The organism is Halorientalis regularis (genome assembly GCF_023698535.1).
Lineage (GTDB): Archaea > Halobacteriota > Halobacteria > Halobacteriales > Haloarculaceae > Halorientalis > Halorientalis regularis.
In genome coordinates, this window is the sequence record NZ_JALJCL010000007.1 from 108,960 (window position 1) to 132,871 (window position 23,912).

Consider the following 23,912-nt stretch of genomic DNA (forward strand, 5'->3'; position numbering starts at 1 on the left):
GAGATATTAATCGCCGGCGGCAGTGCCGTCGGGACAGCCCCCCAGTTGACAAACAGTTAAGTGTCGTGGCGTGGTAACGCATCGCATGGAACTCACAGAACAGTTAGAGTTCGGCCACCGCGGGCGCAGAGACGTGTACGAGTACGTCGAGAGTCACGGCGACGTGGGCCAGGAGCAAGCGCGCGACGCGCTGAACATGGAGCCACGGGAGTTCGGCCACCACGTAGCGATCCTGAAGCGGGACGGGATTCTCACGGAGACCGACGATGGCCACCTCCAGATCGCGTACGACGAAGCCGCCGAAGAGGAGTACGAGGAAGACGAGATCGAGTACACGATCCGCCAGGCCAGACAGGCGGACATGACCGGGATCGTCGGCGTGATGCGGTCGGCCATCGACGCGGGCACCTACGTCGTCGCCGAGAGCGTCGCCGACATGATCGACCACGAGGAGGTCCTGCTCCGGCACAACGAACTGGAGTCGCGGATGTTCTTCGTCGCCTGCGTCGAGGACGACGTGGTCGGCTGGGTTCACCTCGAGCACCCGGAGATGGAGAAGCTGTCACACACGGCGGAACTCACCGTCGGCGTCCTCGACGAGTACCGGGAACACGGTATCGGGAGTCACCTCCTCCAGCGCGGCCTCGAATGGGCCGCACAGCAGGGCTACGAGCGCATCTACAACAGCGTGCCCTCGACGAACGAGACCGCCATCGCGTTCCTGAAAGCACACGGCTGGGAGGAAGAGGCGCGCCGTCGCGATCACTACAAGATGAACGGCGATTACATCGACGAAGTGATGATGGAGACCGACCTCTAGAAGTCCGCGTCGTCGAGCGGATCGGCGACCACACCGTCTTTCTGCGCCCAGACTCGGGCGTGGCCGGCACACACCAGTCGGTTCTCGTCCCAGGGGATGTGTAGTTCCACGGCGGCCGACGCCTCACAGTCGGCCTCCGAACAGGTAGGCATAGATGGCGATACGTCGGCCTCCCTAATCGTTCACCCGATAACGGCCGACGGCCCGCTCGCTCAGTCGTCGCCGACCACCTGGGTTCGTCCCAGTTCCCGTTCGAGTCGGTCGGCCTGATCCAGGCGGAGCGAGCGTGCCTGCTCGGGCGTCACCGTCCCCTCGCCGTCGATGTCGTGTGCCAGCGGTTCGTACGCCGCGATGTCGAACCCCATGCGTTCCAGGTACGACCGGACTGACCCCGAGTCCAGTCCCTCACGGATGGCGGCGTTCACGTGCTCGATCACCGTCTCGAACGCCGGGAGGACGATCTCCTCGTCGGTCACGCGGCCGGTGTCGTCCCCGATACGGACCGGCGTGTCCGCGGCGTTCGTCGCGACGGTGGCCACCGAGTCGGCGAGGCGGACGACCTGACTGGGGAGTGCGGTGTCGGGTGAGCGCCACTCGACGGTGCCGAACCGGTCCCGCAACTGAACGGGCGTCCAGACCGCGCTCTCGGGGTCGAAGTTCGCTGCGACGGCGCGGCGGTCGACGCCCGCCTCGTCGGCCGCCCGTTCGAACTCCTCGTAGCGCCGTTCGAGCCGGCGGGCCCACTGCTCGCGCTCGTCGAGATAGCGCCACAGTCGTCCCTGGTGTGGGAGGTCGTCGTAGGCCAGCCAGCGGTACAGCTTCGACCGCGCGCCGGCGGCCAGTTGTCGACCGCGAAAGTACGGCGAGGAGTTGACCAGCGCCAGCGCGGGATCGAGCGCGATCAGCGTATTCAGCTGGTCGATCTCGTCACCCGGCGACTGCTCGACGTGGACGTGAGTGCCCGCGCAGTGGCGGACGTACTCGAAGTCGTCGCCGAGAATGCGGTCCTGAATCCGGGTCCGCTCGCTGGGGCGGTCCCGGAGTACCCCGTCGTGGATCGGTGTCGCCAGCGGCACGAGACGCTTCCCCGACCGCTCGGCCCGGCGCAGGACGGCCCCGATCCGCTCGAACAACTCGCGGCGGAGCTCGCGGGTCGTCTCACACGGTGTGGTCTTGATCTCCAGCAGTGGCTCCACGAACTCACGCTCGACGCCCGGGGACGCGTTCACGAGGTCGCCCGGCTCGACCAGCCGCCCCTCGGCGTCGACGACCCAGTACTCGACTTCGATGCTCCGACGGAGCGAGTTCCCTGACATAGTGATCCCGACACGGGACCGGCAGTGCCGACGATCGGGCACCGAGGTCCGTGATAACGTTTGTCATTTCGACGGACGAGCCACTCCGACAAGTAAGTTCCGCCACGTGCAAATATTTTCGCGGTCTTTCCATTCAAAACGGACATGTTCTCGACCTGGAGTTGCTGTTTACGTCAAACAATACAGAAAAAGATGCCTGATCGTCAGGTGGCCCACTCAGACGAGGATGGCGAGCAGGAATCCGAGGACCAGCAGTGTCGTCAGCAGGAACTGTGCGACGGTACTCGCGAGCATCCCGACGGTCGTGTAGACGGCCGTACGGGCGCTGGCGGCGCCGTCGCCGGTCCGGCGGATCTCCGCGAGGAAGACGACGCCGGCGACGCCGAGCAGGATGCCCACCGGTCCGGCGACGAAAAACAGCAGGAAGCCGGCGACACCGGCCAGGAGGCTCGTCGTGGTACTGGCCCCGCTTACTTTCGCCGAGACCGCGCCGGCGAACCAGTCGACCACGACGATCAGCAGCCCCAGCGCCGTCAGTGCGCCCAGGACGAGCACGCCGGGGTCAGTGTAGCCCGTCGACCACCAGTAGAGGTAGACACCCCCCAGCGAGATGAGCGCGCCCGGGACCAGCGGGACGAGCGTGCCGAGAACGCCGGCCAGTGCGAGACCAATCGCGAGCCATACAACCAGGTCCGTGCCGAGAACGGTCGTGAGTACGGGTCCAGTCATCTGTATCGGTCAGCCTCCGTCAGTGCCGCGTCCGAACCGAATTCGTCGACGAGCGGCTCCAGCGCGTCGCCTAGCGCGCGCATCGCCTGTGCCGTCGAGGGGTAGTCGAGGTCGTCGGCGACGACATCCCACGGCCGGCCCTGCAGTGCCTTCGAGACCAGAAGCCGCTCCTGGCGCGCCGTGAGGTCGTGGTCCACGTCGGCCGTGAAGTAGGTGACGGCCAGCCGGCGGTACAGGCCGGGTGCCATGTCGAACAGCCCCGGACCGAAAGCCGCGCTCGCGATCTGTCGCCACTCCCAGTCGGCGAGGTCCGGGTCGGCGTCCCGGTCCAGCGCCGAGAGCGTCGCCCGAGCCACGTCGGGATCGAGGTCGGCCAGCGGGTCCGCCAGCACGTCCCCGGCGCGCGCGACGAACTGGTCGGCGTGGCGCTCGAACAGGGCGGCCCCGGCGTCGCTCGTTGGGTCGAGCATCAGCGCGGAGTACTCCCCGCTCTCGTCGTTGCGCGTCGTCGAGAGGTGCACAGGTGTGAAGTCGTTGCCGGCCCAGAACTCCAGCAGTTCCGGGGTCGCGCCGTACCCGACGCCCAGCCAGTCCACGTCGTCGGCGAACTCCTCGCGGATCTCGCCGAGCAAGCGTGACCCCAGCCCACGGGACCGGGCCGCGTGGTGGGTTGCGATCCGGAGGACGCGGTAGCCCACGGGGACGCCGGCGGATTCGTCCCGGAGCTGGGTCGTCAGCACGTCCGGGAGCATGTTCCCGCGGATCCGCGCCCCGTCGTACATCTCCGCCCGCGTCTCGGCGTCGAGCCCGCCTTCCCGGGCCAGCAGTGCGACCGAGACGACGTGGCCGTCGAACAGCAGGGCGCGGACGGCGACGTTCGGGGCGTCCAGCAGTCGGGCCAGGTCGTCGGGTTCGGTCCGGTAGTGCGCCAGCACGAGCAAGCCGAACACCTCCCGGAGCAGGGGCTCGTCGGCCAGCAGGTCCGGGGCGTCGAGCCCGACGTACTCGACGGACTCGGGTTCGGCGTCGGCCACGAGCGGGTCGACCGGCGGGCTGGCGTCGAGCAACAGCGCGCGGAAGCCCCACACCTCCACGGGGTCGCCGGCCGCGTGCCGGATCGGCTCGGCCATGCGGATTTCACCGACTGCGTGGTCGCTCTCGTCGAGAGCGTCGCGAAAGCGCACGGAGAAGCCCCGACCCGCGCCCTCGTAGCCGTGGACGGTGGTCGTGAACGCCACAGCGGGCGCGTCGAGGAACGATTCGAGCACGTGGACCGGGAGCGCGGCCGCCTCGTCGACGATTACCGCGTCGGGGCCGTCGGGGAGGCCGCCATCCGCCATGTCGGCCGCCCGCCGGAATCGGACACGGCCCTCCGGCGCGGTCAGTTCGTGGGGTGTCTCCGGATCGTCGGCGGAGACGAGAGCGTCCGCGGCGTCGAGGCGTTCGCGGGCACGCGCGAGGACTTCGGCGGCGTTGCGGTACGCGGGTGCCGTGACCAGCACGTCCTCGCCAGCGAATGCGAGCGCGCCGGCGGCCAGCCCCGCGGCGCTTGACTTCCCCCGCCCGCGGTCGGCCTCGACCACGACGGCCTGGCCGTCCTCGCGCAGGCGTTCGAGTTCCCGCACCGCCTCGACCTGATCGTCGGTCAGGCAGGCCGCGTAGACGTGATCGGGGAAAGTTCGGGCGTCGGGGATCGAAACCCCCGGCCGGCCCAGGACCGGCGCGGGGTCGGTCAGGCCGTCGCGTTCGACCCGCTCTGCGTCCACGTCGACGACGGCGATCCCGGGGTGTTCCCGGAGTGTGTCGACGAGTCGGCGGCGGAAGTGGCCGCTGACGGCCGACAGGTCGGCGGGTGGGACGGCCAGTCCCTCGTCGAACCCGTCGCGACGGTCGGGCCAGGCGTCGAGGGGCGGCGTCAACAGGATCAGGAGGCCACCGCCGTCGACGACGCCGACGGCCCGGCCGACGGTGTTGGGGCGACAGGCCGCGTGCAAATCGAGGACGACGCCATCGCGGGTGGTGCCGAGCAGTTCCGCCGACCGTTCGGGCGGGAGCTGTTCGCAGTCGAGCGCGGGATCGGGACCGACCAGCGTCGCCTCGGCGGGATCGACGGCCGCAGCGTCGAGGGCCTCCGCGGCGGCCCGGCGGGTCCGCTCGGGGTCGCCCGCGAGGACGAGCAGGCGGCGCTCGTCGGTCTCGCGGGCCTCTTCTCGTAACCGGCGGACGGCACCGTCGAACATACGCGCTTCTCGACGGGCCGCCGGCTTGTGTCTGGCGGTCGTGCCGGGTTTCGCGCCCGAACACTCAACTAGACGGCCTCGGAAGAGCCGCTCATGTCGACGCTACGGACCCCCCTCTGTGATCGACTCGGTATCGACGTGCCCGTGGTGCAGGCCCCCATCGGGAGCGTCTCCTGTCCCGACCTCGCGGCCGCCGTCTCCGAGGCCGGCGGACTCGGGACGCTCGCGGTCACCTGGCTCGGCCTCGAGGCCACGGCGTCGGTTATCGAGGCGACCCGCGAACGCACGGATCGCCCCTTCGGTGTGAACCTCGTCCTCGATCCGGACACGACCGTCCACGCGACAGAAGATCACCTGGAGGTCTGTCTCGACGCGGGCGCGGAGGTCGTCTCTTTCTCGTTCGGCGACGCTGCCCCCTACGTCGAACAGGTCCACGACGCCGGCGGGACGGTCCTCCAGACCGTCGGGAGCGCAGAGGAGGCACAGACGGCCGTCGAAGCGGGCGTGGACGTGCTGGTCAGCCAGGGCTGGGAGGCCGGCGGGCACGTCCAGAGCGACGTGGCGACGATGCCGCTGGTGCCCGCGGTCGCCGACGTGGCGGGCGAGGACGTGCCCGTAATCGCGGCCGGCGGCATCGCGGACGGGCGCGGGCTGGCCGCCGCGCTTGCGCTGGGTGCGGACGGGGCGTGGCTCGGGACACGGTTCGTCGCGGCCGCCGAGTCACAGGCCCACCGGGAGTACCAGCAGGCAGTGACGGCGGCCGACGCGCGCGAGGCCGTCCGGTCGGAGCTGTACGACGGCGGCTGGCCCGGCCAGCCCCATCGGACGCTCGAAAACGACACGTACGCCGAGTGGGCCGAGGCCGGTGAACCACCGACCGGCGAACGCCCGGGCGAGGGCGAGGAGGTCGCACGATACGGGAACGGACACCCGGTCGAGCGGTACGACGACGATCCGCCGATCGCGGACGTGGAGGGGGCCGTCGACGAGATGGCCATGTACGCCGGTCAGAGCGTGGATCTGACCGACAACGTACGCCCGGCCGCCGACATCGTCGACGAACTGGCCAGAGAAGCACGCGAGCGTATCGAGTCCCTGTCAGAATTCGCGACCGGGTCCTGAGCCGGGGGCAACTGGCCCGGAAATCATGTGTGGACGGCTGCCACGGTTGTGGCGGCATCGAAAGCGCTTTTAGCAGGGGATAGCCAATGAAGGGATACAGCCTGCGCGGGGTTGATGATGCTCCTAGCCTCTCAGGACTTTGTCGTCCGCCGTCACGAGTGATCGGCGGACTCTCAGGCGGGGGAGCGCGAGCCCACGCGCGGGAGGTGAACACCAATGTCAGTATACGTCGATTTCGACGTCCCAGCCGACCTCGCCGAGGACGCCCTCGAGGCTCTGGAGGTCGCACGGGACACAGGAGTTGTAAAGAAAGGGACAAACGAGACGACCAAAGCCGTCGAGCGAGGGAACGCCGAGCTCGTCTTCATCGCCGAGGACGTGCAGCCCGAGGAGATCGTCATGCATCTCCCCGAGCTGGCCGACGAGAAGAACGTGCCCTATCTGTTCGTCGAGTCCCAGTCCGACGTGGGTCACGCGGCCGGGCTGGAGGTCGGCAGTGCCGCGGCGGCCATCGTCACGGCCGGCGAGGCTAGCGGCGACGTCGACGACATCGCACAGAAGCTCGAGGACCTCCAGTAGGTGACTCGATATGAGCGCAGAAGAAACTGAAGACGGAGGCGGCTCGACGCCCGCGGAGGTCATCGAAGTCGTCGGCCGAACCGGAATGCACGGGGAGGCCATGCAGGTCAAGTGTCGCATCCGCGAGGGCGAGAACCAGGGCCGCATCATCACCCGGAACGTCCTCGGTCCGGTCCGCGAGGGCGACGTACTCCAGCTCCGGGAGACGGCCCGCGAGGCCGACCAGATCGGAGGACAATAATGCCACGAACCCGCGAATGTGACTTCTGTGGCGACGACATCGAACCCGGCACGGGCACCATGTTCGTGCAGAACGACGGCTCGACCGTCATGTTCTGCTCCTCGAAGTGCGAGAAGAACGCCGACCTCGGCCGTGAAGCCCGCGACATGGGTTGGACCGAGGCCGGCCGCGCCGCCGGTGGCAAACGCGCCGCCGAAACGGCCGACGAACCCGACGAGCCCGAAACCGAGGAACAAGTCGAAGCCGAACCCGAAGACCCCGCGGCGACCGAAGGCGACGTCGTCGAGGATACGGGCGCGGCCCCCAACCTCGAAGACGCCGAGTCCGAGGCAACGCCTGGCCCGGAAGACGAAGGTGCCGACGAAGCGGCCGCCGACGCGGACGCCGACTCCGCAGCGGCCGTCGACGATGCCGACGAGGCGGAAGCCGACGACGAGGCCGACGAGGACGACGCGGAAGAAGAGGAGGCCGAGGCATAGATGAGCCATCACGACGAGCGGACGTTCGTGATGGTCAAGCCCGACGGCGTCCAGCGCGGCCTGATCGGCGAGATTATCGGCCGCCTCGAAGAGCGCGGCCTGAAGCTCGCCGGCGCGAAGTTCATGCAGATCGACGAGGAGTTGGCCCACGAGCACTACGGCGAACACGAGGACGAGCCCTTCTTCGACGGCCTGGTCGAGTTCATCACCTCCGGTCCGGTGATGGCCATGGTCTGGGAGGGCGCGGACGCCACCCGGCAGGTCCGCCAGATGATGGGGACGACCGACCCCGCCGAAGCCCAGCCAGGCACCATCCGCGGTGACCTCGGGCTGGACCTCGGACAGAACGTCATCCACGGCTCCGACCACGAGGATCCCGGCGCGAACGAACGGGAGATCGACCTGTTCTTCGACGAGGACGAACTGGTCGACTGGGAGAAGTCGGACGCCGAGTGGGTGTACGAGGACGTCTAACGCGTCTCCGAACCCTTTTCACGTATTTTGTAGCGTCGAGAGCGACGGCCCCAGTCGTCAGGTCGCTCGCGAACGGGCAGGCCGGGAGTAACTATTTGACCGCCGGCCCGATAGCGAGGGTATGCGCGACGGCCAGCGTGGGCGATTGCTCGACGACGAGCGCGGGACGGCGACACTGGCGGTCGGCGGTGGGTCGACGTTCCCGTTGCTGGTCGGACTCGTTCTCGGTGGCCCGATGCTGGCCGCGTTGCTCGGCGCTGCGGTCCGGCGAGAGCGAGCCGCCGACTACGTGGCGACGGCCGGCGCGGCCCTGATCGCCGTGTTCGCGCTGACCGGGACGACCGGGTTCGCGCCCCACTGGACGGTACTCGGCATCGTTGCGATGCTGGCGGTCGTGGCTGGCCACTGGCTCAGCTTCCGGGGTGACCGGGCGAGTCTGGTGATCGTCGGGTGTATCTACGCCGCGCCGGTGGCGCTGGCGGTGGCGCTACTGGCAACGCTGTAACTGGTCGATACTCCCGGGCTCACTCGGTGAAGATGTCGATGGACGCCTCGACGAGACAGACGATGGTCGTGACGAACGTCGAGAGGAGGCGCTCGACGAGGGAGATGAACACGCGGTACGCGTGTGCGACGCGCCGGCCGAGCTGGTAGATCCGCCAGAGTCCGCGCAACAGTGTGGCCCGCTCCGGATCGTCTATCTGATCGAGCATGCGCGAGACGCGGGCCGCGGGCGCGGTAGTCATCCTACTTGCACGTTCCAGCAACCGGCGTCTTACACGTTTCGGCTCCCGACAGCAGTTCGGTCCCGGACCGCCATCCGGCGGCAGTTTAAGGGCCCATGGCGACCAAGACCGTGGCATGCCCGGCATCAACTACGAGGACTTCCTCGACCTGGACTACGAACCCCGCGACTCGGAGCTGGTCTGTACGTTCGCCGTCGAGGTGGCCAGTGACATGGACATGGCCGACGCGGCCGGCCGCGTCGCCTCCGAGAGTTCCAACGGCACCTGGGCCGAACTCCAGGTCGAGGGGTCGATCACCGACCTCTCGGCGACGGCCTGCGCCATCGACGGGAATCGCGTCACGGTGGCCTACCCCGACGCGCTGTTCGAGGAGGGCAACATGGCACAGGTGTTGTCCTGTATCGCCGGGAACATTCTGGGGATGAAAGCCGTCGAGCGCATCCGCCTGCTCGATTGCGAGTGGCCAGAACCGCTGGCGACTTCCTTTCCCGGCCCGCAGTTCGGCACGGGCGTCCGCGAGGAGATCTTCGACGCCGGCGACCGCCCGATCACCGCGACGGTCCCCAAACCGAAGATCGGGCTGTCGACCGGCCAGCACGCCCAGATCGGCTACGAGGCCTGGACCGGCGGGCTGGACCTGCTCAAGGACGACGAGAACCTCACCGACCAGGCGTTCAATCCCTTCGCCGACCGGCTGACGGAGTCGCTCGCCCAGCGTGACCGCGCCGAGGACGAGACCGGCGAGACGAAATCTTACCTCGTCAACGTCACCGCGGACACCCGTCGGATGCTCGAACGGGTCGATATGGTGGCCGAACACGGCGGCGAGTACGTCATGGTGGACGTGGTCACCTGTGGCTGGTCAGCAGTCCAGCGCGTCCGCGAGCGCTGTGCGGAGCACGGGCTCGCCATCCACGCCCACCGCGCGATGCACGCCGCCTTCGACCGGGTGCCCGACCACGGCGTGTCGATGCGGGTCATCGCACAGGTCACGCGCCTCTGCGGGGCCGACCAGCTCCACACCGGGACCGCCGACCTCGGCAAACTCGAAAACGAGGATTCGGCGGGGATCAACGAGTGGCTCTATTCCGATCTGCACGGTCTGAACGACGTGCTCCCGGTCGCGTCGGGCGGTCTCCACCCCGGTCTCGTCCCGGAACTGATCGACCGGCTCGGGAGCAACCTCTGCGTCCAGGCCGGCGGCGGCGTCCACGGCCACCCCGACGGGACCCACGCCGGGGCGAAAGCACTCAGAGCAGCGGTCGACGCGGCCGCGGCGGGCGAAGACATCGGGGCGAAAGCCGAGGCGGTGCCGGAACTCGCGACGGCAATCGAGAAGTGGGGGACGGAGACGCCGCGGTGAGTCGCGTGCCGCCCTAACGGGCTTCGTCGGTCCAGTCGGGTTCGGCGACGGTGACGTCCCCGACGGCGGTGGTGCGTATCGAGAGGGAGAGGTCCTGTCCGGTGTTCGCGTTCTCGAAGGAGAAGTGCGCGGATTGGATCACACCAGCCCGGTCGACGAGCAGCGTCGCGCTGGGGTCGGTCGTGTTGCGCGGTCGCTGGTTCGTCGCGGCGAAACTGTCGGCACTGAACCGGTACAGCGGCGTTCCCTCTCGCGTGACGTTGCCGTCGAACCCGAAGTCGTACCTCAGGAAGTAGTCGGCTTCGGTGAATCCGATGGTCCCCCGCTGGAACTGTCGTCGCGTTCGCTGGCGTGTGGTTTCCGACACAGTGGTAGTCGGGGCCTGTCCGTCGAACGTATCGTTGTAGCGTTCGTAGCGGTCGTCTGTGGATAAAACCGCGAGAGGTTTCACTCGTCGAGCAGACTCTCGATCCGGTCCCGGGACAGCGGTGCCGACGGACCACGCTCGCCGGCGGCCAATGCGCCACAGGCGTTGGCGACGGCCAGACAGCGGTCGAACTCCGGGTCGGACTTGTCGAGCCACACCGTCAGGAAGCCGGCGGCGAAAGCGTCGCCCGCGCCAGTCGTGTCGACGACCTCGACGGGGAACCCGTCGTGGCTGGCGTAGTGGCCACAGGGCGTCAACACTTCCGCGCCCGCCGCGCCGTGTTTCAGCACGACGGTCTTGTCGAGGCCGTCGGCTGGCCCGAGGTGGTCCTCGATGGCCGTCGCCGCCTCGCGCTCGTTGACGAAGACCAGATCCGCGCGGGCGAGCGGGGCCGTAAAATCCCGTGCGTCGATGCGACGCCCGGGGTCGAAACTCACCCGGAGACCGTGATTGTGGGCACGGTCGGCCAGTTCGGCGGCCGTGTCGGGGTCCTGGCTGGTGAGGTGGAGGTGGTCGGCGGCCGCGAGGGTGGCGTCGTCGAGGTCGTCGGATCCGAACGCTTCGTTGCCGCCCTCGTTGCCGAGCACCGCCACCTCGCCATCCGGGTCGACCACGAGGTACTTCACCGCAGTCTCGGCGGCGGTGACCACAAGCGCGTCGGAGTCGACGCCAGCCGAATCGAGCGCCCGGGCCGCGAGGTGGCCGTTCTCGTCGTCGCCCACGCTCCCGAGTATGGCAGCGTCGTTGCCCAGCGCAGCCAATCCAGTGGCGGCGTTGCTGGCGCTCCCGCCACAGGACTGGGACTGATCGGTGATGGTCGCCTCGCCGTCGGCCCCGGGCAGTCGGTCGACAGAGAGCGTCACGTCCCAGTTGACGTGCCCGGCACAGATCACGCGCGCCACGGGCCACCTCTCACACCGGGCCCTCCCACGGGCGCGCGGAGGTCTCGCCGAACAGTTCACGCATCAGCGTGACGATGCTCTCCGGCGGGAACTGCCCGCGCTCGGTGACGATGGCGTCCATGTAGCGGGGCGGCGTCACGTCGAAGGCCGGATTCTCGACGGTTATCTGCCCGATCTCCTCGCGCTCGCTCGGGTCGATAACCTCGTCCTCGTCGCGCATCTCGATCTCGACGGTGTGGCCAGTCATGGTGCCCGGGTGGAGTTTGATGATCTGGGCCGCGGTCATGATCGGGACGCCGCGTTCCCGGGCCGACACCGCGAGGCCGCTTGTCCCGATCTTGTTGACGACGGAGCCGTCCGCCGCGACGGCGTCGGCCCCGACGAGGACGTGATCCACCTCGTCGAGGTAGCGCCGGGCGGCACTGTCGACGATCAGCGTCACGGGCACGTCCCACTGCCGGAGCTGTTCGGCGGTGATGTGGCCCTGATTGCGTGGGCGGGTCTCCTTGACGACCGCCGAGAGGTCCTTGCCCTGGTCGAGGGCCGCCTCGACGCAGGCCAGAGCGTCCGTCGAGTGGCAGTGTGTCATCACGGTGTCGCCGTCGCGCAGTCGGTTGGCACCGATCTCGCCGAGGTCGTCCTGGGCGCGGTCGAGTTGCGACTGGAACCGCTCGGCAGCATCGACCGCGGACTGTCGGAGCGACTCGACGGTCGTGCCGTCCATCCCCTGGAAGACGAACCGGAGCGCGTTGGGCAGCGAGACGGCGGTCGGGCGCGTGTCGTAGAGGTAGCTGGCGGCCGCGTGCATCTCCGCCCGAAACTGGTCGGCCGTCCCGGCGTCGCTCGCCCTGGCCTGGGTTGCGAGGGCCTCGGCCGCGGCGCCGGCGATGGTCGCCGCGCCGCGAATCTCCATCTCGGCGATGTCGGCGGCGACGGCCTCGACCGCCGGGGCAACCTCCGTGTCCATAGCGTCGAACTACGCGGTCGGCCGTAAAAAGTGACCGGGCGGCCACACCGGGGTTCGGCGGTCACTCACTCCATGTACCCGAGTTGCTTCAGCCGCTCGGCGACCTCCTCGTCGTCGTGGCTGTCGTCCGCGTCGGCGAGTGTGATCGGTTCGCGACGCTCCCAGTCGCGGTCGTCGGCGAAGATATCGAGGACCTCGCCGGTCATGTCCTCGGGCACGTCACAGCCGCTGGCGACCAGCAGGGTCGGCGCGATGTCGAGGATGCTGATGTCGTCTATCTCGCCCGCGGCCTCGAAGTCCGGGCCGTTGGCGAGGAAGATGCCGTTGGGCGTGTTCTCGGCGGCCCAGCGGTCCGGACCGGTCTGGATCACGCCGCCACCGACGCCGTCGTTGACGTGGACGCCCGGGCGCTGATCGACGACGACCGCCGGCGCTTCGTCGACGTTCGGTCCCTCGTAGACCTCCTCGCCGCGGTACACGTCGGTAAAGATACGGCCGTGTTCGTCCTCGACAGCGGCGAGGTCGGCCAGCAACTCCTCGCGGACGGCCTCGGTGTCGAAGTCGGGGTTGAGGTAGATCGGCCCCTGGGCGCTGGCGACGGCCTCCGTCCGGTCGAGGTCGATGGCCTCCAGCTTGCGGGACCGCTTCAGGCCGGCGCTCTGGGGGACCAGTTCCTGGATGGGCTCGGGGACCACTTTCGCGAGGAAATCGACCGCGCCGACCCGCTTTGCGGCCGCGAGGACCGTTTCGCGGTCGATCCCGACCCGCTTGAGCAGGCCGTCGACGGTCTGGGTGCGGGTCTGGTAGCCGTTCTCGGCCAGCCACTCGTTGACGTAGAACTCCGTCTGGGTCGCCGCCGACCCGTGGTCGGACATCAGCACGAGGTTGGTGTCATCCAGATCCTGCAGGCGACCGACCCACTCGTCGACGAGTTCCCAGGCGCGCTTGCTCGGCTCTTCGTCCCAGAAGAAGTGGTGGATGACGTTCAGGTAGAAGAGCGTGACGTGCATGAAGTCGAGGTCCCGTTCCTCGAACAGCGAGAGCGCGACCTCGAAGCGCTTGTCCAGCAGTTCGATGATCGCATCGACTTCCGCGTCGCGTTCCTCGTTCGACGAGAGGAGCGGATCGGGATGGACGCGGTAGTCGAAGCGGTCTTCCAGCTCGGCGGCCAGGGATTCGGGGGCGGTGTAGCCCGAGGAGATCGAGCGGTACTCGCCCTCGACGGCATCGGGGCCGCCGGCGACGACCAGGTCGTCGATGTTCCGGGGTGGGTACATCGTCGGCATGTTGACGACGCCGGCGGTCTGGCCATCGTCGTTGAGGTAGTCCCACAACTCGGCGGTGTCGAAGTCACCGCCGTTGACGACCTCGATGACGCCCTCGTCGAGATCGATCCGCTCGAACCAGAAGACGCCGAACCCGCCCGGGTCCTTGCCGGCTGAGTAACACTTCCAGTTGGGGAAGGTCACGGGCGGCAGGCAACTCCGGTGCTGTGCCCAGGCCGATTCCTCGCGGAGGGCAGCGAGGTTCGGGAGGTCGCCGGCCTCGATCCAGGGGTCGAGTAACCGCCAGCTCGCCCCGTCGAGGCCCACGACGAACGTCCGTGTCATGGCCGAGTCGACGATACGGACGCAACTATGTCTTTCCGTCCGCGTTCGCGGGCGGAACTCGCCACAGCGACCGCGAACCCGGGACAACGACAGGTTGAAGTGAGCCGACCCGGGCCACTTCACCAGTGCCCGTCGTCGCTCACGCCGCGCCGCAAGCCGTCCTCCAGCCACCGACGACGACCAGTTCGTCGTCCCAGTCGCGGTCCCGACCACACGGAGGGTCCCCATGAGCGACCGCGCCGTCCTCTCCATCGACTTCGAGTTGTTCTCGCAGACGCCGGCCTACCGGTCGGCGTCGGGCGAGATGGCCGAGACCGGCGTCGGCCTCGCGGGTGGCGAGTTCCTCCGCGAGACCCTCCGCGACCACGACGCGACGGCGACCTGTTTCGTCGTCTCCGAGGTCGCGGAGGACTACCCCGACGCCGTAACCGCGCTCGCCGACGCCGGGTTCGAAATCGGTTCACACACTCACAGCCACCGCCACCTCTCGGAGCTGTCGCCAGCCGACTGCCGCGAGGAGATCGGGCGGTCGAAAGCAATTCTGGAACGCGTCACCGGCGAATCGGTGACTGGCTTTCGCGCGCCGTCGTTCGACATCGCACCGACCCAGTTTGACGCGCTCTCCGAGGCCGGGTACCGCTACGACTCCAGTGTCGTCCCGAGCCGGACGATTCCGGGCTGGTACGGCGGCGAGTTCGACCTCCACCGACCCGCGCCCGCGTCCGAGGTCGACCCCGACGCACCGGCGGGACTGGCCGAACTGCCCGTCAGCGTCATGCCGGGTCTGCGCCTCCCGCTGACGGGGACCTGGATCCGGTTTTTCGGCCCGCGATACACGATCCTCGGGATGCGACTGCTGGCCCGGCGCGGGATCACGCCGGTCCTCTACGTCCACCCGTGGGAACTCGTCGATCTGCCCGCCGTCGAGGGTGTCCCGAGTCGCGTCTACTACCACACCGGCGACTGGATGCGCCGGGCGATAGCGCGCATCCTCGAACAGGACTTCACGTTCACGACCGCCCGGTCCGTGGTCGAGCACAGCATCGCGACCGATCCGGCCGGTGCGACCGGAACGGCCGTGTCGGTCGGCGAGACCGAAAACAGACTGGAGGAGCGATAGCGTGTCCGAGCGCACCCGTCGCGGGATCGCGGTCACGCTCGTCCAGTACGCGGTCGGCATCGCGGCGCTGGCCTGGCTGGTGACCCAGATCGACATCGGGAACGTCCTCACCCTGCTCGGCCGGCTAGATGCCGCGACGGTCCTGGCCGTGCTGGCTGTCAGCGTCGCCGGCCTCCTGGCACGCTTCTACACGTGGTACGTCGTGAGCCGTCCGTTCGGGGACGTGCGCTACCGGGAGGCCGCCAGCGCCGACCTGATCGTGAAGTTCGTCAACCAGTTGCTCCCCTCGCGGCTCTCCGGCCGGGTCGCCGCGCCGTTCGTCATCCGGAGCCAGATGGGGATCAGTTACGCCGACGCGACGGCGACGGCCGGCGTCCACACGGGCATCTACGCGGTCTATTACGGCCTCGTCGCGGTGGTCGGCGTCGGGTTCGTCTCCGGCCGACTCCCCTGGGGCTTGCTCGCGCTCGTGGGCCTCTCGACGGGACTCTACGTCGCCGCCGGCGGATTCGTCCTCATCGCGGGGATGAACCTCGCATTTCTGGACCGGGTGATCGAGGGACTCGCCGCGCTGATCGGCCGGGTACCACGCGTCGGCGCTGGGCTGGCCGAGCGCCTGCGCAACGTGATGGAGTTCACCACTGCCTCGACGGTCTCGTTCCGGGCGCTGACGACCGACCCGCGCGTCTGGCTCCACTACGGGGCGGGCTGGCTCGGCGCGCTGGTCCTCGCACCCGGTCTGCGAGTCCTCCTCTTGCTCGGTGGCTTCGGGTCGGGATTCGAGCCTGTTGTCCTGCTCCCGGTCGTTCTCGTGGCGGCCTACAGCGTCACTCTGCTCCCGCTCACCCCGGGCGGTGTCGGCGTCACCGAAGCGACCGCGACCGCCGTGTTCGTCGCGCTCGGGGTCCCCAGCGATGTGATCGTGCCGGTCATCCTGATCGACCGCGTACTCGGGACCTACCTGCCGGCGGTCGCGGGCTGGTACCCCACGCTGAAAGTGGACGTGTCCTCGCTGGCTCCGGATCGAGAGGCGTGAACGCCGGCGCTCAGAACGGCGGGAACCGGCCGTAGCCACACTCGCCGTCCCGCTGTAAGATGACGGTGTACTGGTTCTCCGCGAGTTCCTGCTCGTCGGCGAACTGGTCGGTCTGGGGAACCAGCCCGACGTGGAACAGGTCCGTCAGCGACCCCGGCGTCGGTCGATCCGGGACGAAGTTCGGCGGGCGCGGGCCGAACTCGGCGACGATGCGGTAGCTGTATTCGCCCGAGAGGAGTTCCCGGAAATATTCCTGCTGGGCGCGACCGTTTCGGTAGTAGGTGCCGTTTTTCAGGTAGAGCAGGTCGCGATACCCCAGCTGGATGTACTCGGGGCAGTCGACGATGGCGGCCGCTTCGGCGTCGTCTTCCGGTCCGAACAGGTGGTTGATCCGCATGTCGTGCGGGACGGCGGCGTCGTGGAAGTCACGCCGGTACACCTCCATCGTGGCGTTCCCGTCGGCGTTGTCCTGAAGCCACTCGGTCGCCTCGTCGCGGGGCATCGAGGCATAGCCGCCGACGCCGACCCCGGCGTAGATGCCCGTCGTCACCAGCAAGAGCGCGATCACCGCGGTCCCGATGTCGGGCTCTCGCTCGCGCAACCCGATCAGCGACAGCGCGACCAGGAGTGCGATCAGGGGGAAGGTCGGCAACAGGTGGTGAACACGGAAGTCGTGCCACCGCGAGAACAACAGCAGGTAGATCACGAGCGGGAGGACCGTCAGCGCGTAGGCGGGCGTGTACGTCGCGCGATCGCGCAGGGTGGCGAGGCTGGCGACGACGCCGACCAGCGATGCAAAAAAGAGCGGAAGTCCGAGTCCACTGAAGTAACCCCGCAGGAACCACCACCAGGTCGGTGCGGTCGGACCGGTGACACGATTCCCTCTCGCGACGGACTGCCCGAACAGCCGTTCGAGGACGGGATCGACAGCGCCGACCAGGAAGGTCGGGTAACCGGCGAGGATGGCGACCAACCCCAGGAGCGCGCCGCCGACGACCAGCCACGGCTGGAACAGCGCCGACCACGTGGGCTCTTCGGTCCCCCAGGCCCGCAGGACGAACCCGATCCCGATCAGGAGGACGATGGGCGCGGCGGTCAGCTTGAACGCGATTGCGACCCCGCCGGCCGCGCTGGCCGCGAAGAACGTGGTTCGGTCGCCGGCCCGGACGTAGCGGACGAGCAGGTACAGCGCCAGCAGGAAGAAAAACAGTGCCGGCATGTCTTCGCCGCCCTCGTGGGCGATGGTGAGAAACCCGAAGGTGAGCGTCAACACGAGCGCGGCCAGCCGGCCGGTCGCACGGTCCCGGAGTTCGGTGCCGAGCCGGTAGGTCAGGTAGACCGCACCGACGGCGAAGGCGGCGTTGAACAGCCTGACGAACACGAGACTCCACGTCCAGATCCACTCCGGCGTGGTGTGCCAGGCCGGGTAGAAGCCGAATTCGGGGTCTGGATAGCCCAGTTCGGTGAACGCCCACAGATCGCCGACCAGCACCGCCACGAGCAAGACGGGCAGCAGCGCCAGCCCGAACAGGTACAGCGTCGGGCCGAACGGGACCCGGCTCCACTCGACGCTGTTCTGGAGCGTCTCGATACTCGGATCGGCGAGCATCCGCCCTATGGGGACCATCGCGTCGAGCAGGCGGCTCTTCTCGTCCCTGGTGGCGAAGTTGGGGATGCGGTGCCAGAACCAGAAACTGCACAGCACGCCCGCGAGCAAGACGATGAACGGCAGGTACGGATCGGACCGGAGGTCGTCCGCGACCTGTGCGCGGACGCGGCCGAGGAGGGCACGAATACGGGACGCCATACCCGATCCAATCCGCGACTGCGATAAAAACGGAACGGAGTCAGTCGCTCGTCGGAGCGGCCAGCCCCACGTCGATCTCGCCGGCGTCGAGTTCTTCCTCGACCTCGCGGGCGGCCTGGACCATGTTCTCCATCTTGCCGTAGGCCACCTCACGGGGCAGAAGCTTCAGGCCGCAGTCCGGTGAGACGGTGAGTCGCTCCGGCGGGACGACCTCGAAGCCCTTCACGATGTTCTCCTTGATCTCCTCGACGGGTTCGACCTCCGCGACGTGGGCGTCGACGACGCCGAGCGCGAGGTCCTTCGTGAACTCGTGCTCGGTGAACACGTCGAGTTGCTCGTAGTTACCGTTGCAGAGTTCCAGATCGTACTCGTCGACGGGGTAGTCGAGCATCTCGGGGTAGATGCGCGAGTAGTCGCCGTAACAGACGTGGAGGCCGACGCGCACGTCTTCCGGGATGTCGTCGACGATCCGGTCGAGACAGGCACCGACGATGGCGTGATCGTCCGGCGTCGTCGCGAGCGCAGGCTCGTCGATCTGGATGTACTTCGCACCGGCGTCGACGAGGCGGTCGATCTCCTCGTTGACGAGGTCGGCCAGGTCGTAGGCCAGCTGTTCCTCGTCGTCGTAGACCTCGTTGAACGACCAGTTCGCGAGCGTGTACGGACCCGTGATGGGGACCTTGACCGGGCGCTCCGAGACCGAGTCGGTGAACTCGAACTCGTCGACGAGCCACTCCTCGCCGTACTCGACCTCCTCGACGACGGAGGGCTTGTCGAAGTAGTTGTGGCCCCAGACCTTGACGCGGCCGTTAAACTCGTAGCCCTCGATCAGGTGTGCGAAGTACTCCACCATCTCGTTGCGCCGCATCTCGCCGTCACAGATCACGTCCATCCCGGTGCGCTCGTGTTCCTCGGTGATGAGACGGGATGCGTCGTCGGTGGCCTCCTCCCAGTCGTCTTCGTCGAAACTGGCATCCTCGTCTTCGAGGAGTTCGCGGGCACGGTCGAGCCACTTGGGTTTCTTGTAACTGCCGACGACGGTCGTCAGCAGGAAGTGGTCGTTTGGGTGGTTCTCCGGGTGGAACTGTTCTCGGGTGTCGGTCATGCGAGCATCACCTCTTTGTTCACGGCGGCCAGGGCGTCCAGTTTCGCCTCGTACTTGTTGACCGGGAGATAGAACGTCTCGGTGTTGATGGTCGCGTAGATGGTCTCGAAGTCGGTGCTGGGGGTGTTGTCGCCGACCCACTCGATCCGCTCGGCGATTGTCTCTGGCTCCTCGACCAGCGTGTTCTGACCGTCGACCACACCGAGGGCCACGTCGTCCTTGGTGCCGTACTCGCTGATGTTGTAGACGTTGTCCTCGTGGTTTGCCACGAAGTCGAAGCCGATGGCGTCCACGTCGGCGTCCATCAGGTGGGCGTACACTTTCTCGTCGAGCGCGCCCCAGTAGGTGTGGGCGACGACCTCGGCGTCGGCGGCCGCGGCGACGGCGTCGATGGCCTCGCTGGCCCGTTCGTCTTCGCCGTCTTCGGGCGGGTTCTCCACGAGGGAGGGTTCGAGCAGGAACAGCGTCTCCACGTCGGGGAACGCGTCGATCTCGTCGGCCAGGAAGTCCGCGACGGCGTCGAGGAAGGCCCCGTCGTCACCGTAGTGTTCGTCGGTCGCCAGATCGGCCAGCGAGTACGGACCGGGGAGAACCGCCTGCAGACCGGAATCGACCTGTTCGCTCGCCGCGTCGAGTTCGGCAGCCACGTCGCCGGTCGCGGCCAGATCGTCCGTCACGACGGGCTCGCGGTAGAAGTTGTTGTTGTCGTAGTACCGGACGATTCCGCGGGTCTCGACGGCGTCGGCGACCGCGAGCGGGTGCGCGATCATGTCGTCCCAGCGGCCCTGCCCCTCGACGATCCGGTCGAGACCGGCCGACTGCTGGTGGTCGACGTACTCACTGCGAACGCGCTCGTAGGCGTCTTCGATTTCCTCGCTCTCCGTCCCGTCGATCAGATCGGCCTTCTGGTGGCCCTTCAGATCGGATAAGTCGTCTTTCGCCCAATCGGGCAACGGGTACAACCCCGGTGTCGTCGTAACTACCTCTGACATTGCACCACCCTACGAAATGACGGTGTTTAATATTTGCTAATCGGTTTGATGACTGTCAGTTATACACGGACCGTTACCGACCGAGTATTCCCCCGCGCTAGCACGACTTCACCTCCGCGACCGGTTTTTGATCGACCAACCGATCCGTCAGTGGCAACTGTTGGCCTCTGTGAATTTATTTTCGTTTAATCTTCTTCTAAAATTAGTTTTGTTTCAGGAGGTCTGTGTGGTCAATCATCTTTCTTATTAGTCGAGTCCGAGTAGCGGCGGGTGGCATGAAACGGATTGCCATGAAAGCGGTCCTCGCCGTTCTGGCGGGGGTGTTCGGGGTTGGAACAGCAGCGGCCCAGAGCTCCGGGGGGAGCGGGGGTCTGAGCAACATCCTGCAGAAACTCCTCAGCGCCTTGCCGCCCGAGATTACCAGCCAGCTCTTCGAGCTTGCGCGGTCGCTGGGTCTCGCGTAACCGGCAACTGCGGCGCTTTTTTCGATCAACGGCGAATCGACAGGACGACGAGTCGCTCGAACGCGTGTTTCTCGGCCCCGACTTCCTCGGCGGACAGCCCCTGCTGGGCGGCGTCGTCGACGACCGCGTCGAGTCCGGTGAGCGTCGAAAGCAAGAGCAACACGCGGCCGTCGGGTGCGAGGACGCGCTCGACACCGTCGAGGAAGGGTTCGATCACCGCACGGCCGTCTTCCCCGCCGGAGAGGGCGTACTCCATCCAGTCGTCGCGTTCGTCCTCCGGTGGCGTGGGCAGGTACGGTGGGTTGAACAGGACGTAGTCGAACGCGCCGTCCCGAAAGGGATCGGTCAGGTTGCACTGCACCACCGGAACGCCGTTCTCGCGGGCCTCGCGGCAGGCCAGCGGGTTGATGTCCGCACCCACTACGTCGGCCCCCGCATCGGCGGCCACGCTGGCGACGTAGCCGCTCCCGGTCCCCACGTCGAGGACGAGATCGCCGTCCCCGACGCGTTCGGCGGCCGTCTCGGCCAGCAACCGTGAATCCTCGGCGGGCTGATACACCTGCTCCAGATCACGTCGCTCGGCGAGATCGGTCACGACTCGTCGGCCTCCGGTGGCTTCGCGTCCGAGTCGGTGGGTTCGGCTCCGTCTCCCGCTGCAGTTCTGGAGTCGTCAGACGGTGTCTCACCGCTCCCGTCGGCCGTCTCGCCATCCCCGGCGTCCCCGGCGTCGCCGTCGGTGGCCAACGCGGTCGTCTCACCGCCAGCGAGTTTGCGTCCCGACGCTTCCTCGCGGCCCATGAGTTCCCGCTGGGGGAAGGGGATCTTGATGCCCTCGCGCTTGAAGGCGGCCTTGACGGCCTCGACGACTGCCGACCGGACCTGCCAGCGACGCTGTGCGCTCGGACTGTCGATCCAGAAGCGACACTCGAGGACGACGGCCGAGTCGCCGAAGCGCTTGAGGATCACGAACGGATCGGGTTTTTCCAGAACCTCGTCGAGGCCGGTCATCGCGTCCCGTGCCACTTCGGCGGCGCGTTCAGGATCGGCGTCGTAGTCGACGCCGACTTCCACGTCCACCCGGAGCCGCCCGGCACGCGAGCGGTTGACGACCGCGTTGCTCGTCACGATGTCGTTGGGAACTATGACGTACTCGTCCTCGGGCGTCTTGATCTCCGTGTTGAAGATCGTCACGTCGGTGACGACCCCCTCGCGCTCGGCGACCTCGACCCAGTCGCCCACGTCGAACGGCCGCGAAAAGAGCAGGACGAACCCCGCCAGCACCGCGGCCAGCGTCTGTCGCGCGGCCAGGCCGACGACGACACCGAGGAACCCAGCCCCGAGCAGGAGGTTGCTCAGGTCCACGCCCCAGATCGAGAACGCGCCGAGGATGGCAAACAGGTAGACGCCGACCTGCGCGAGGTGGTAGCCGATCTCGCGCTGGTGGGACGAGATGGCCGAGCGCTGTTCGGCCAGGTCCTCCACGATCCGCTTTATCAGGATCGTCAGCGCGTACGCGAAGACGAACAGGAAGACGGTGATGAGGACCCGGACCAGCGAGCGCGGGTCGGCCCGGACCAGTTCGATCAGCGTCGCCGCCTCGTCGGAGGCCCGCCAGACGACGAGCACGAGCGTCCCGGCCGCGATGGTCGATACGATCACCAGCCCGGCCTGAACCCCCTCGACGAGCGGATTACTCAGCGAGAGGCGGTTCTTGAGTGGCGACCCGGCACGCCGGATCGTGACCGACAGTGCGACCAGCGCCGCGACGGTGGCGACCGTCGCCAGGACCCGTAGCAGCCGAGTGTCGATCACCCCCTGGATCGCCTCGACGAACGAGACCGCGAGGCTCACGGCTCGCCCACCTCCCAGGCCAGCCGTGCCAGCTCCGCGAACTCCGCGGGTGTGACTTTCCCCGCGCGCCGCCCCATCAGCTCCGCGTCGGCAGCGTCGACGACGGCGTCGGGATCGTCGAGCCCCGAGATGTGCGCCGTGTTCCGGACCGCGTTGCGCATCGTCTTTCGTCGCTGGGTGAACACGGCCGTGACGAAATCGAGGAAGAAGTCGTCGTCCGGCACGTCGTAGTCGGGGTCGCGGGGCCGTGCGCGGACGACGGCACTCTCGACGGCCGGTGGCGGCGAGAACGCCTCCTTCGGGATGGTCTCGACAACCTCCACGTCCGCGTAGTGACCAGCTGTCACCGAGAGGCGACCGTATTCGTCGGTTGCCGGGTCGGCCGCCATCCGCTCGGCGAACTCCCGCTGGAACATCAACACGAGGGGGCGATCCCGGGGCAGGAGTCGAAACGCGATCTCGCTGGACACGCCGTAGGGAAGGTTCGAGACCGAGAGCGTGAAATCCGGGAGTTCCACGTCGAGCGCGTCGCCCTCGATCACGGTGAGGCGGTCGGCCTCGATCTCGCCGGCGAACTCCTCGCGGAGGAAGGCGGCAAGGTCTGGGTCGCGCTCGATCACGGTCACGCGGTCGGCGAGGGTGAGCAGGCGGTCGGTCAGCGCACCAGTCCCGCCGCCGATTTCGAGGACGTGACTCGTCTCGGCGTCGATCTCGGTGGCGTAGCTCGGCAGCCGGTCGAGGACGCGGTCGTCGACGAGGAAGTGCTGGTCCCGGTCGGGATCGCCGCGCACACCGGCGCGGGCCAGCAGGGCGTCGGGGTCGCGGCTACCGGGCGTCGGCGCATCGTCGGCGGGGCCACCGGTCATTGCCGGAACCTGAACCTCGCCGACCAAAAACGTGTCAGTCCTGGTCGTCGGTGCCGACGAACGTCCGGTACTTCAGGTCGTCTTCGCGCATCTCCTCGAGGACGCGCTCGACAAGTACCTCCTTCGGGTTGTGGAGGCCGCTGACCCGGGCCTCCAGATCCTCGAAGTTCTGGAACGGGCGACGGTCGCGCTCGTCGAGGATGTTGTTGCGGAGTTTCTTGCCGATCCCCGGCAGCAGGTTCAGCTGGTGGAGTCGTAGCGTGATGGGCTGGGCGTCGTTGTAGAAGTCGACGAACCGGTCCTCGTTGGTCGTGACGATCTCCTCGACGACGTACTCCAGTTCCGAGCGCGCGCCGCTCGGCAGGTCCCCGTACTCGATGCTGCGGATGCGCTGGACTGGACTGTCGTCCCCCCGTTCGACCGGGATACGGTCGCCGATCTGGACACCGGCGTCGTCGTCGACCCGGAGCTCGAACAGGTCGAAGTCGGATTCGGTCAGGACGTACGCGAGCGGCGACTTCTCGTACTGTGGGCGGTCGTCCTCGGTGCGACCGTGTGGCAGAAAGTCGAGCACGACACCCGTCTCGCGCTCGGTGTCTGCGGCCGAATCGCCGCTCTCGGAATCGCTCATGCACGCCGATACGGCGACGGGATAC

27 protein-coding genes are annotated in these 23,912 nt (G+C 67.7%); 11 read left to right on the plus strand and 16 right to left on the minus strand.

Going from position 1 to position 23,912, the window contains the following annotated elements:
* Nucleotides 1–85 precede the first annotated feature (85 nt).
* The gene (locus tag MU521_RS10670; protein ID WP_092692368.1) at nucleotides 86–820 is read left to right on the plus strand and encodes a GNAT family N-acetyltransferase; all 735 of its coding nucleotides are present in this window, start codon (nucleotides 86–88) and stop codon (nucleotides 818–820) included.
* Here the strand turns inward: MU521_RS10670 and MU521_RS10675 are convergent.
* The 4 genes from MU521_RS10675 to tmcA all read right to left on the minus strand — a co-directional run bounded on the left by MU521_RS10675 (nucleotide 817) and on the right by tmcA (nucleotide 5,105).
* Complete coding sequence (locus MU521_RS10675) at nucleotides 817–972, minus strand: DUF8014 family protein (RefSeq protein ID WP_175452860.1); 156 nt, start codon at nucleotides 970–972, stop codon at nucleotides 817–819. The genes MU521_RS10670 and MU521_RS10675 overlap by 4 nt on opposite strands.
* A 60-nt stretch (nucleotides 973–1,032) precedes the next feature.
* Nucleotides 1,033–2,136 (minus strand): glutamate-cysteine ligase family protein, encoded by a 1,104-nt coding sequence (locus MU521_RS10680; protein ID WP_092692366.1) that lies wholly within the window; start codon nucleotides 2,134–2,136, stop codon nucleotides 1,033–1,035.
* 216 nt (nucleotides 2,137–2,352) lie between these two features.
* A complete protein-coding gene (locus tag MU521_RS10685; RefSeq protein WP_092692363.1) occupies nucleotides 2,353–2,865 on the minus strand; it encodes a DUF456 domain-containing protein in 513 nt (170 codons plus the stop codon).
* Nucleotides 2,862–5,105 carry a tRNA(Met) cytidine acetyltransferase TmcA gene (gene tmcA, locus MU521_RS10690; protein ID WP_092692360.1) on the minus strand — a complete coding sequence of 748 codons (2,244 nt, stop codon included), beginning with the start codon at nucleotides 5,103–5,105 and terminating at the stop codon, nucleotides 2,862–2,864. The genes MU521_RS10685 and tmcA overlap by 4 nt, the downstream gene beginning before the upstream one ends.
* 93 nt (nucleotides 5,106–5,198) lie before the next feature.
* Between tmcA and MU521_RS10695 the strand changes: the two genes are divergently transcribed.
* The 6 genes from MU521_RS10695 (at nucleotide 5,199) to MU521_RS10720 (ending at nucleotide 8,505) form a co-directional block, all read left to right on the plus strand.
* On the plus strand, nucleotides 5,199–6,227 hold the full coding sequence (locus MU521_RS10695; RefSeq protein ID WP_092692357.1) for an NAD(P)H-dependent flavin oxidoreductase: 1,029 nt from the start codon (nucleotides 5,199–5,201) through the stop codon (nucleotides 6,225–6,227).
* A gap of 216 nt (nucleotides 6,228–6,443) precedes the next feature.
* Nucleotides 6,444–6,806 (plus strand): 50S ribosomal protein L7Ae, encoded by a 363-nt coding sequence (rpl7ae, locus tag MU521_RS10700; RefSeq protein WP_092692354.1) that lies wholly within the window; start codon nucleotides 6,444–6,446, stop codon nucleotides 6,804–6,806.
* 10 nt (nucleotides 6,807–6,816) lie between these two features.
* Nucleotides 6,817–7,047, plus strand: a complete 231-nt coding sequence (locus tag MU521_RS10705; RefSeq protein ID WP_092662976.1) for a 30S ribosomal protein S28e — start codon at nucleotides 6,817–6,819, stop codon at nucleotides 7,045–7,047.
* Nucleotides 7,047–7,526 carry a 50S ribosomal protein L24e gene (locus tag MU521_RS10710; RefSeq protein WP_092692352.1) on the plus strand — a complete coding sequence of 160 codons (480 nt, stop codon included), beginning with the start codon at nucleotides 7,047–7,049 and terminating at the stop codon, nucleotides 7,524–7,526. The genes MU521_RS10705 and MU521_RS10710 overlap by 1 nt, the downstream gene beginning before the upstream one ends.
* Entirely contained in the window at nucleotides 7,527–8,000 is a 474-nt protein-coding gene (gene ndk / locus MU521_RS10715; RefSeq protein WP_092692349.1) for a nucleoside-diphosphate kinase, read from the plus strand.
* 121 nt (nucleotides 8,001–8,121) lie between these two features.
* Nucleotides 8,122–8,505 carry a hypothetical protein gene (locus MU521_RS10720; protein ID WP_092692346.1) on the plus strand — a complete coding sequence of 128 codons (384 nt, stop codon included), beginning with the start codon at nucleotides 8,122–8,124 and terminating at the stop codon, nucleotides 8,503–8,505.
* A 19-nt stretch (nucleotides 8,506–8,524) separates the two neighbouring features.
* Here MU521_RS10720 and MU521_RS10725 read toward each other — a convergent pair whose 3' ends face one another.
* The gene (locus tag MU521_RS10725; RefSeq protein ID WP_139171115.1) at nucleotides 8,525–8,746 is read right to left on the minus strand and encodes a hypothetical protein; all 222 of its coding nucleotides are present in this window, start codon (nucleotides 8,744–8,746) and stop codon (nucleotides 8,525–8,527) included.
* Between the two features lie 115 nt (nucleotides 8,747–8,861).
* Between MU521_RS10725 and rbcL the strand changes: the two genes are divergently transcribed.
* Nucleotides 8,862–10,109 (plus strand): type III ribulose-bisphosphate carboxylase, encoded by a 1,248-nt coding sequence (gene rbcL, locus MU521_RS10730; RefSeq protein ID WP_092692341.1) that lies wholly within the window; start codon nucleotides 8,862–8,864, stop codon nucleotides 10,107–10,109.
* 13 nt (nucleotides 10,110–10,122) lie between these two features.
* Here rbcL and MU521_RS10735 read toward each other — a convergent pair whose 3' ends face one another.
* The 4 genes from MU521_RS10735 to MU521_RS10750 all read right to left on the minus strand — a co-directional run bounded on the left by MU521_RS10735 (nucleotide 10,123) and on the right by MU521_RS10750 (nucleotide 14,015).
* Nucleotides 10,123–10,476, minus strand: a complete 354-nt coding sequence (locus tag MU521_RS10735; RefSeq protein ID WP_139171114.1) for a DUF7537 family lipoprotein — start codon at nucleotides 10,474–10,476, stop codon at nucleotides 10,123–10,125.
* Nucleotides 10,477–10,556: 80 nt separating this feature from the next.
* Nucleotides 10,557–11,438, minus strand: a complete 882-nt coding sequence (locus MU521_RS10740) for an ATP-dependent ribose-1-phosphate kinase (protein ID WP_092692336.1) — start codon at nucleotides 11,436–11,438, stop codon at nucleotides 10,557–10,559.
* A 10-nt stretch (nucleotides 11,439–11,448) separates the two neighbouring features.
* Entirely contained in the window at nucleotides 11,449–12,405 is a 957-nt protein-coding gene (locus tag MU521_RS10745; RefSeq protein WP_092692333.1) for a ribose 1,5-bisphosphate isomerase, read from the minus strand.
* 65 nt (nucleotides 12,406–12,470) lie between these two features.
* A complete protein-coding gene (locus MU521_RS10750; protein WP_092692331.1) occupies nucleotides 12,471–14,015 on the minus strand; it encodes an alkaline phosphatase family protein in 1,545 nt (514 codons plus the stop codon).
* 226 nt (nucleotides 14,016–14,241) lie between these two features.
* Here MU521_RS10750 and MU521_RS10755 point away from each other — a divergent pair, with 226 nt between their 5' ends.
* Both MU521_RS10755 and MU521_RS10760 read left to right on the plus strand, forming a co-directional pair.
* The gene (locus MU521_RS10755) at nucleotides 14,242–15,135 is read left to right on the plus strand and encodes a polysaccharide deacetylase family protein (RefSeq protein WP_092692328.1); all 894 of its coding nucleotides are present in this window, start codon (nucleotides 14,242–14,244) and stop codon (nucleotides 15,133–15,135) included.
* Nucleotide 15,136: 1 nt separating this feature from the next.
* On the plus strand, nucleotides 15,137–16,171 hold the full coding sequence (locus tag MU521_RS10760; RefSeq protein ID WP_092692325.1) for a lysylphosphatidylglycerol synthase transmembrane domain-containing protein: 1,035 nt from the start codon (nucleotides 15,137–15,139) through the stop codon (nucleotides 16,169–16,171).
* 10 nt (nucleotides 16,172–16,181) lie between these two features.
* Here MU521_RS10760 and MU521_RS10765 read toward each other — a convergent pair whose 3' ends face one another.
* Genes MU521_RS10765 through MU521_RS10775 form a run of 3 tightly spaced genes read right to left on the minus strand, consistent with a single transcriptional unit; the run spans nucleotide 16,182 to nucleotide 20,075 of the window.
* The gene (locus MU521_RS10765) at nucleotides 16,182–17,978 is read right to left on the minus strand and encodes an ArnT family glycosyltransferase (RefSeq protein WP_092692322.1); all 1,797 of its coding nucleotides are present in this window, start codon (nucleotides 17,976–17,978) and stop codon (nucleotides 16,182–16,184) included.
* 40 nt (nucleotides 17,979–18,018) lie between these two features.
* Nucleotides 18,019–19,083 carry a methionine synthase gene (locus MU521_RS10770; RefSeq protein WP_092692319.1) on the minus strand — a complete coding sequence of 355 codons (1,065 nt, stop codon included), beginning with the start codon at nucleotides 19,081–19,083 and terminating at the stop codon, nucleotides 18,019–18,021.
* The gene (locus MU521_RS10775) at nucleotides 19,080–20,075 is read right to left on the minus strand and encodes a 5-methyltetrahydropteroyltriglutamate--homocysteine methyltransferase (protein WP_092692317.1); all 996 of its coding nucleotides are present in this window, start codon (nucleotides 20,073–20,075) and stop codon (nucleotides 19,080–19,082) included. The genes MU521_RS10770 and MU521_RS10775 overlap by 4 nt, the downstream gene beginning before the upstream one ends.
* Nucleotides 20,076–20,350: 275 nt before the next feature.
* Between MU521_RS10775 and MU521_RS10780 the strand changes: the two genes are divergently transcribed.
* Nucleotides 20,351–20,539, plus strand: coding sequence for a hypothetical protein (locus MU521_RS10780; RefSeq protein WP_092692314.1), 189 nt, complete (start codon nucleotides 20,351–20,353; stop codon nucleotides 20,537–20,539).
* Nucleotides 20,540–20,564: 25 nt separating this feature from the next.
* Here MU521_RS10780 and MU521_RS10785 read toward each other — a convergent pair whose 3' ends face one another.
* From MU521_RS10785 to MU521_RS10800, 4 genes are read right to left on the minus strand one after another with little or no spacing between them, the layout of a single operon-like run.
* On the minus strand, nucleotides 20,565–21,134 hold the full coding sequence (locus MU521_RS10785) for a HemK2/MTQ2 family protein methyltransferase (RefSeq protein ID WP_092692312.1): 570 nt from the start codon (nucleotides 21,132–21,134) through the stop codon (nucleotides 20,565–20,567).
* Nucleotides 21,131–22,390 (minus strand): mechanosensitive ion channel family protein, encoded by a 1,260-nt coding sequence (locus MU521_RS10790; protein WP_175452859.1) that lies wholly within the window; start codon nucleotides 22,388–22,390, stop codon nucleotides 21,131–21,133. Before MU521_RS10790 ends, MU521_RS10785 begins: the two co-directional genes overlap by 4 nt.
* Complete coding sequence (locus MU521_RS10795) at nucleotides 22,387–23,256, minus strand: 16S ribosomal RNA methyltransferase A (RefSeq protein WP_092692307.1); 870 nt, start codon at nucleotides 23,254–23,256, stop codon at nucleotides 22,387–22,389. The genes MU521_RS10790 and MU521_RS10795 overlap by 4 nt, the downstream gene beginning before the upstream one ends.
* Before the next feature lie 34 nt (nucleotides 23,257–23,290).
* Entirely contained in the window at nucleotides 23,291–23,887 is a 597-nt protein-coding gene (locus MU521_RS10800; RefSeq protein WP_092692305.1) for a DUF655 domain-containing protein, read from the minus strand.
* Nucleotides 23,888–23,912 lie beyond the last annotated feature (25 nt).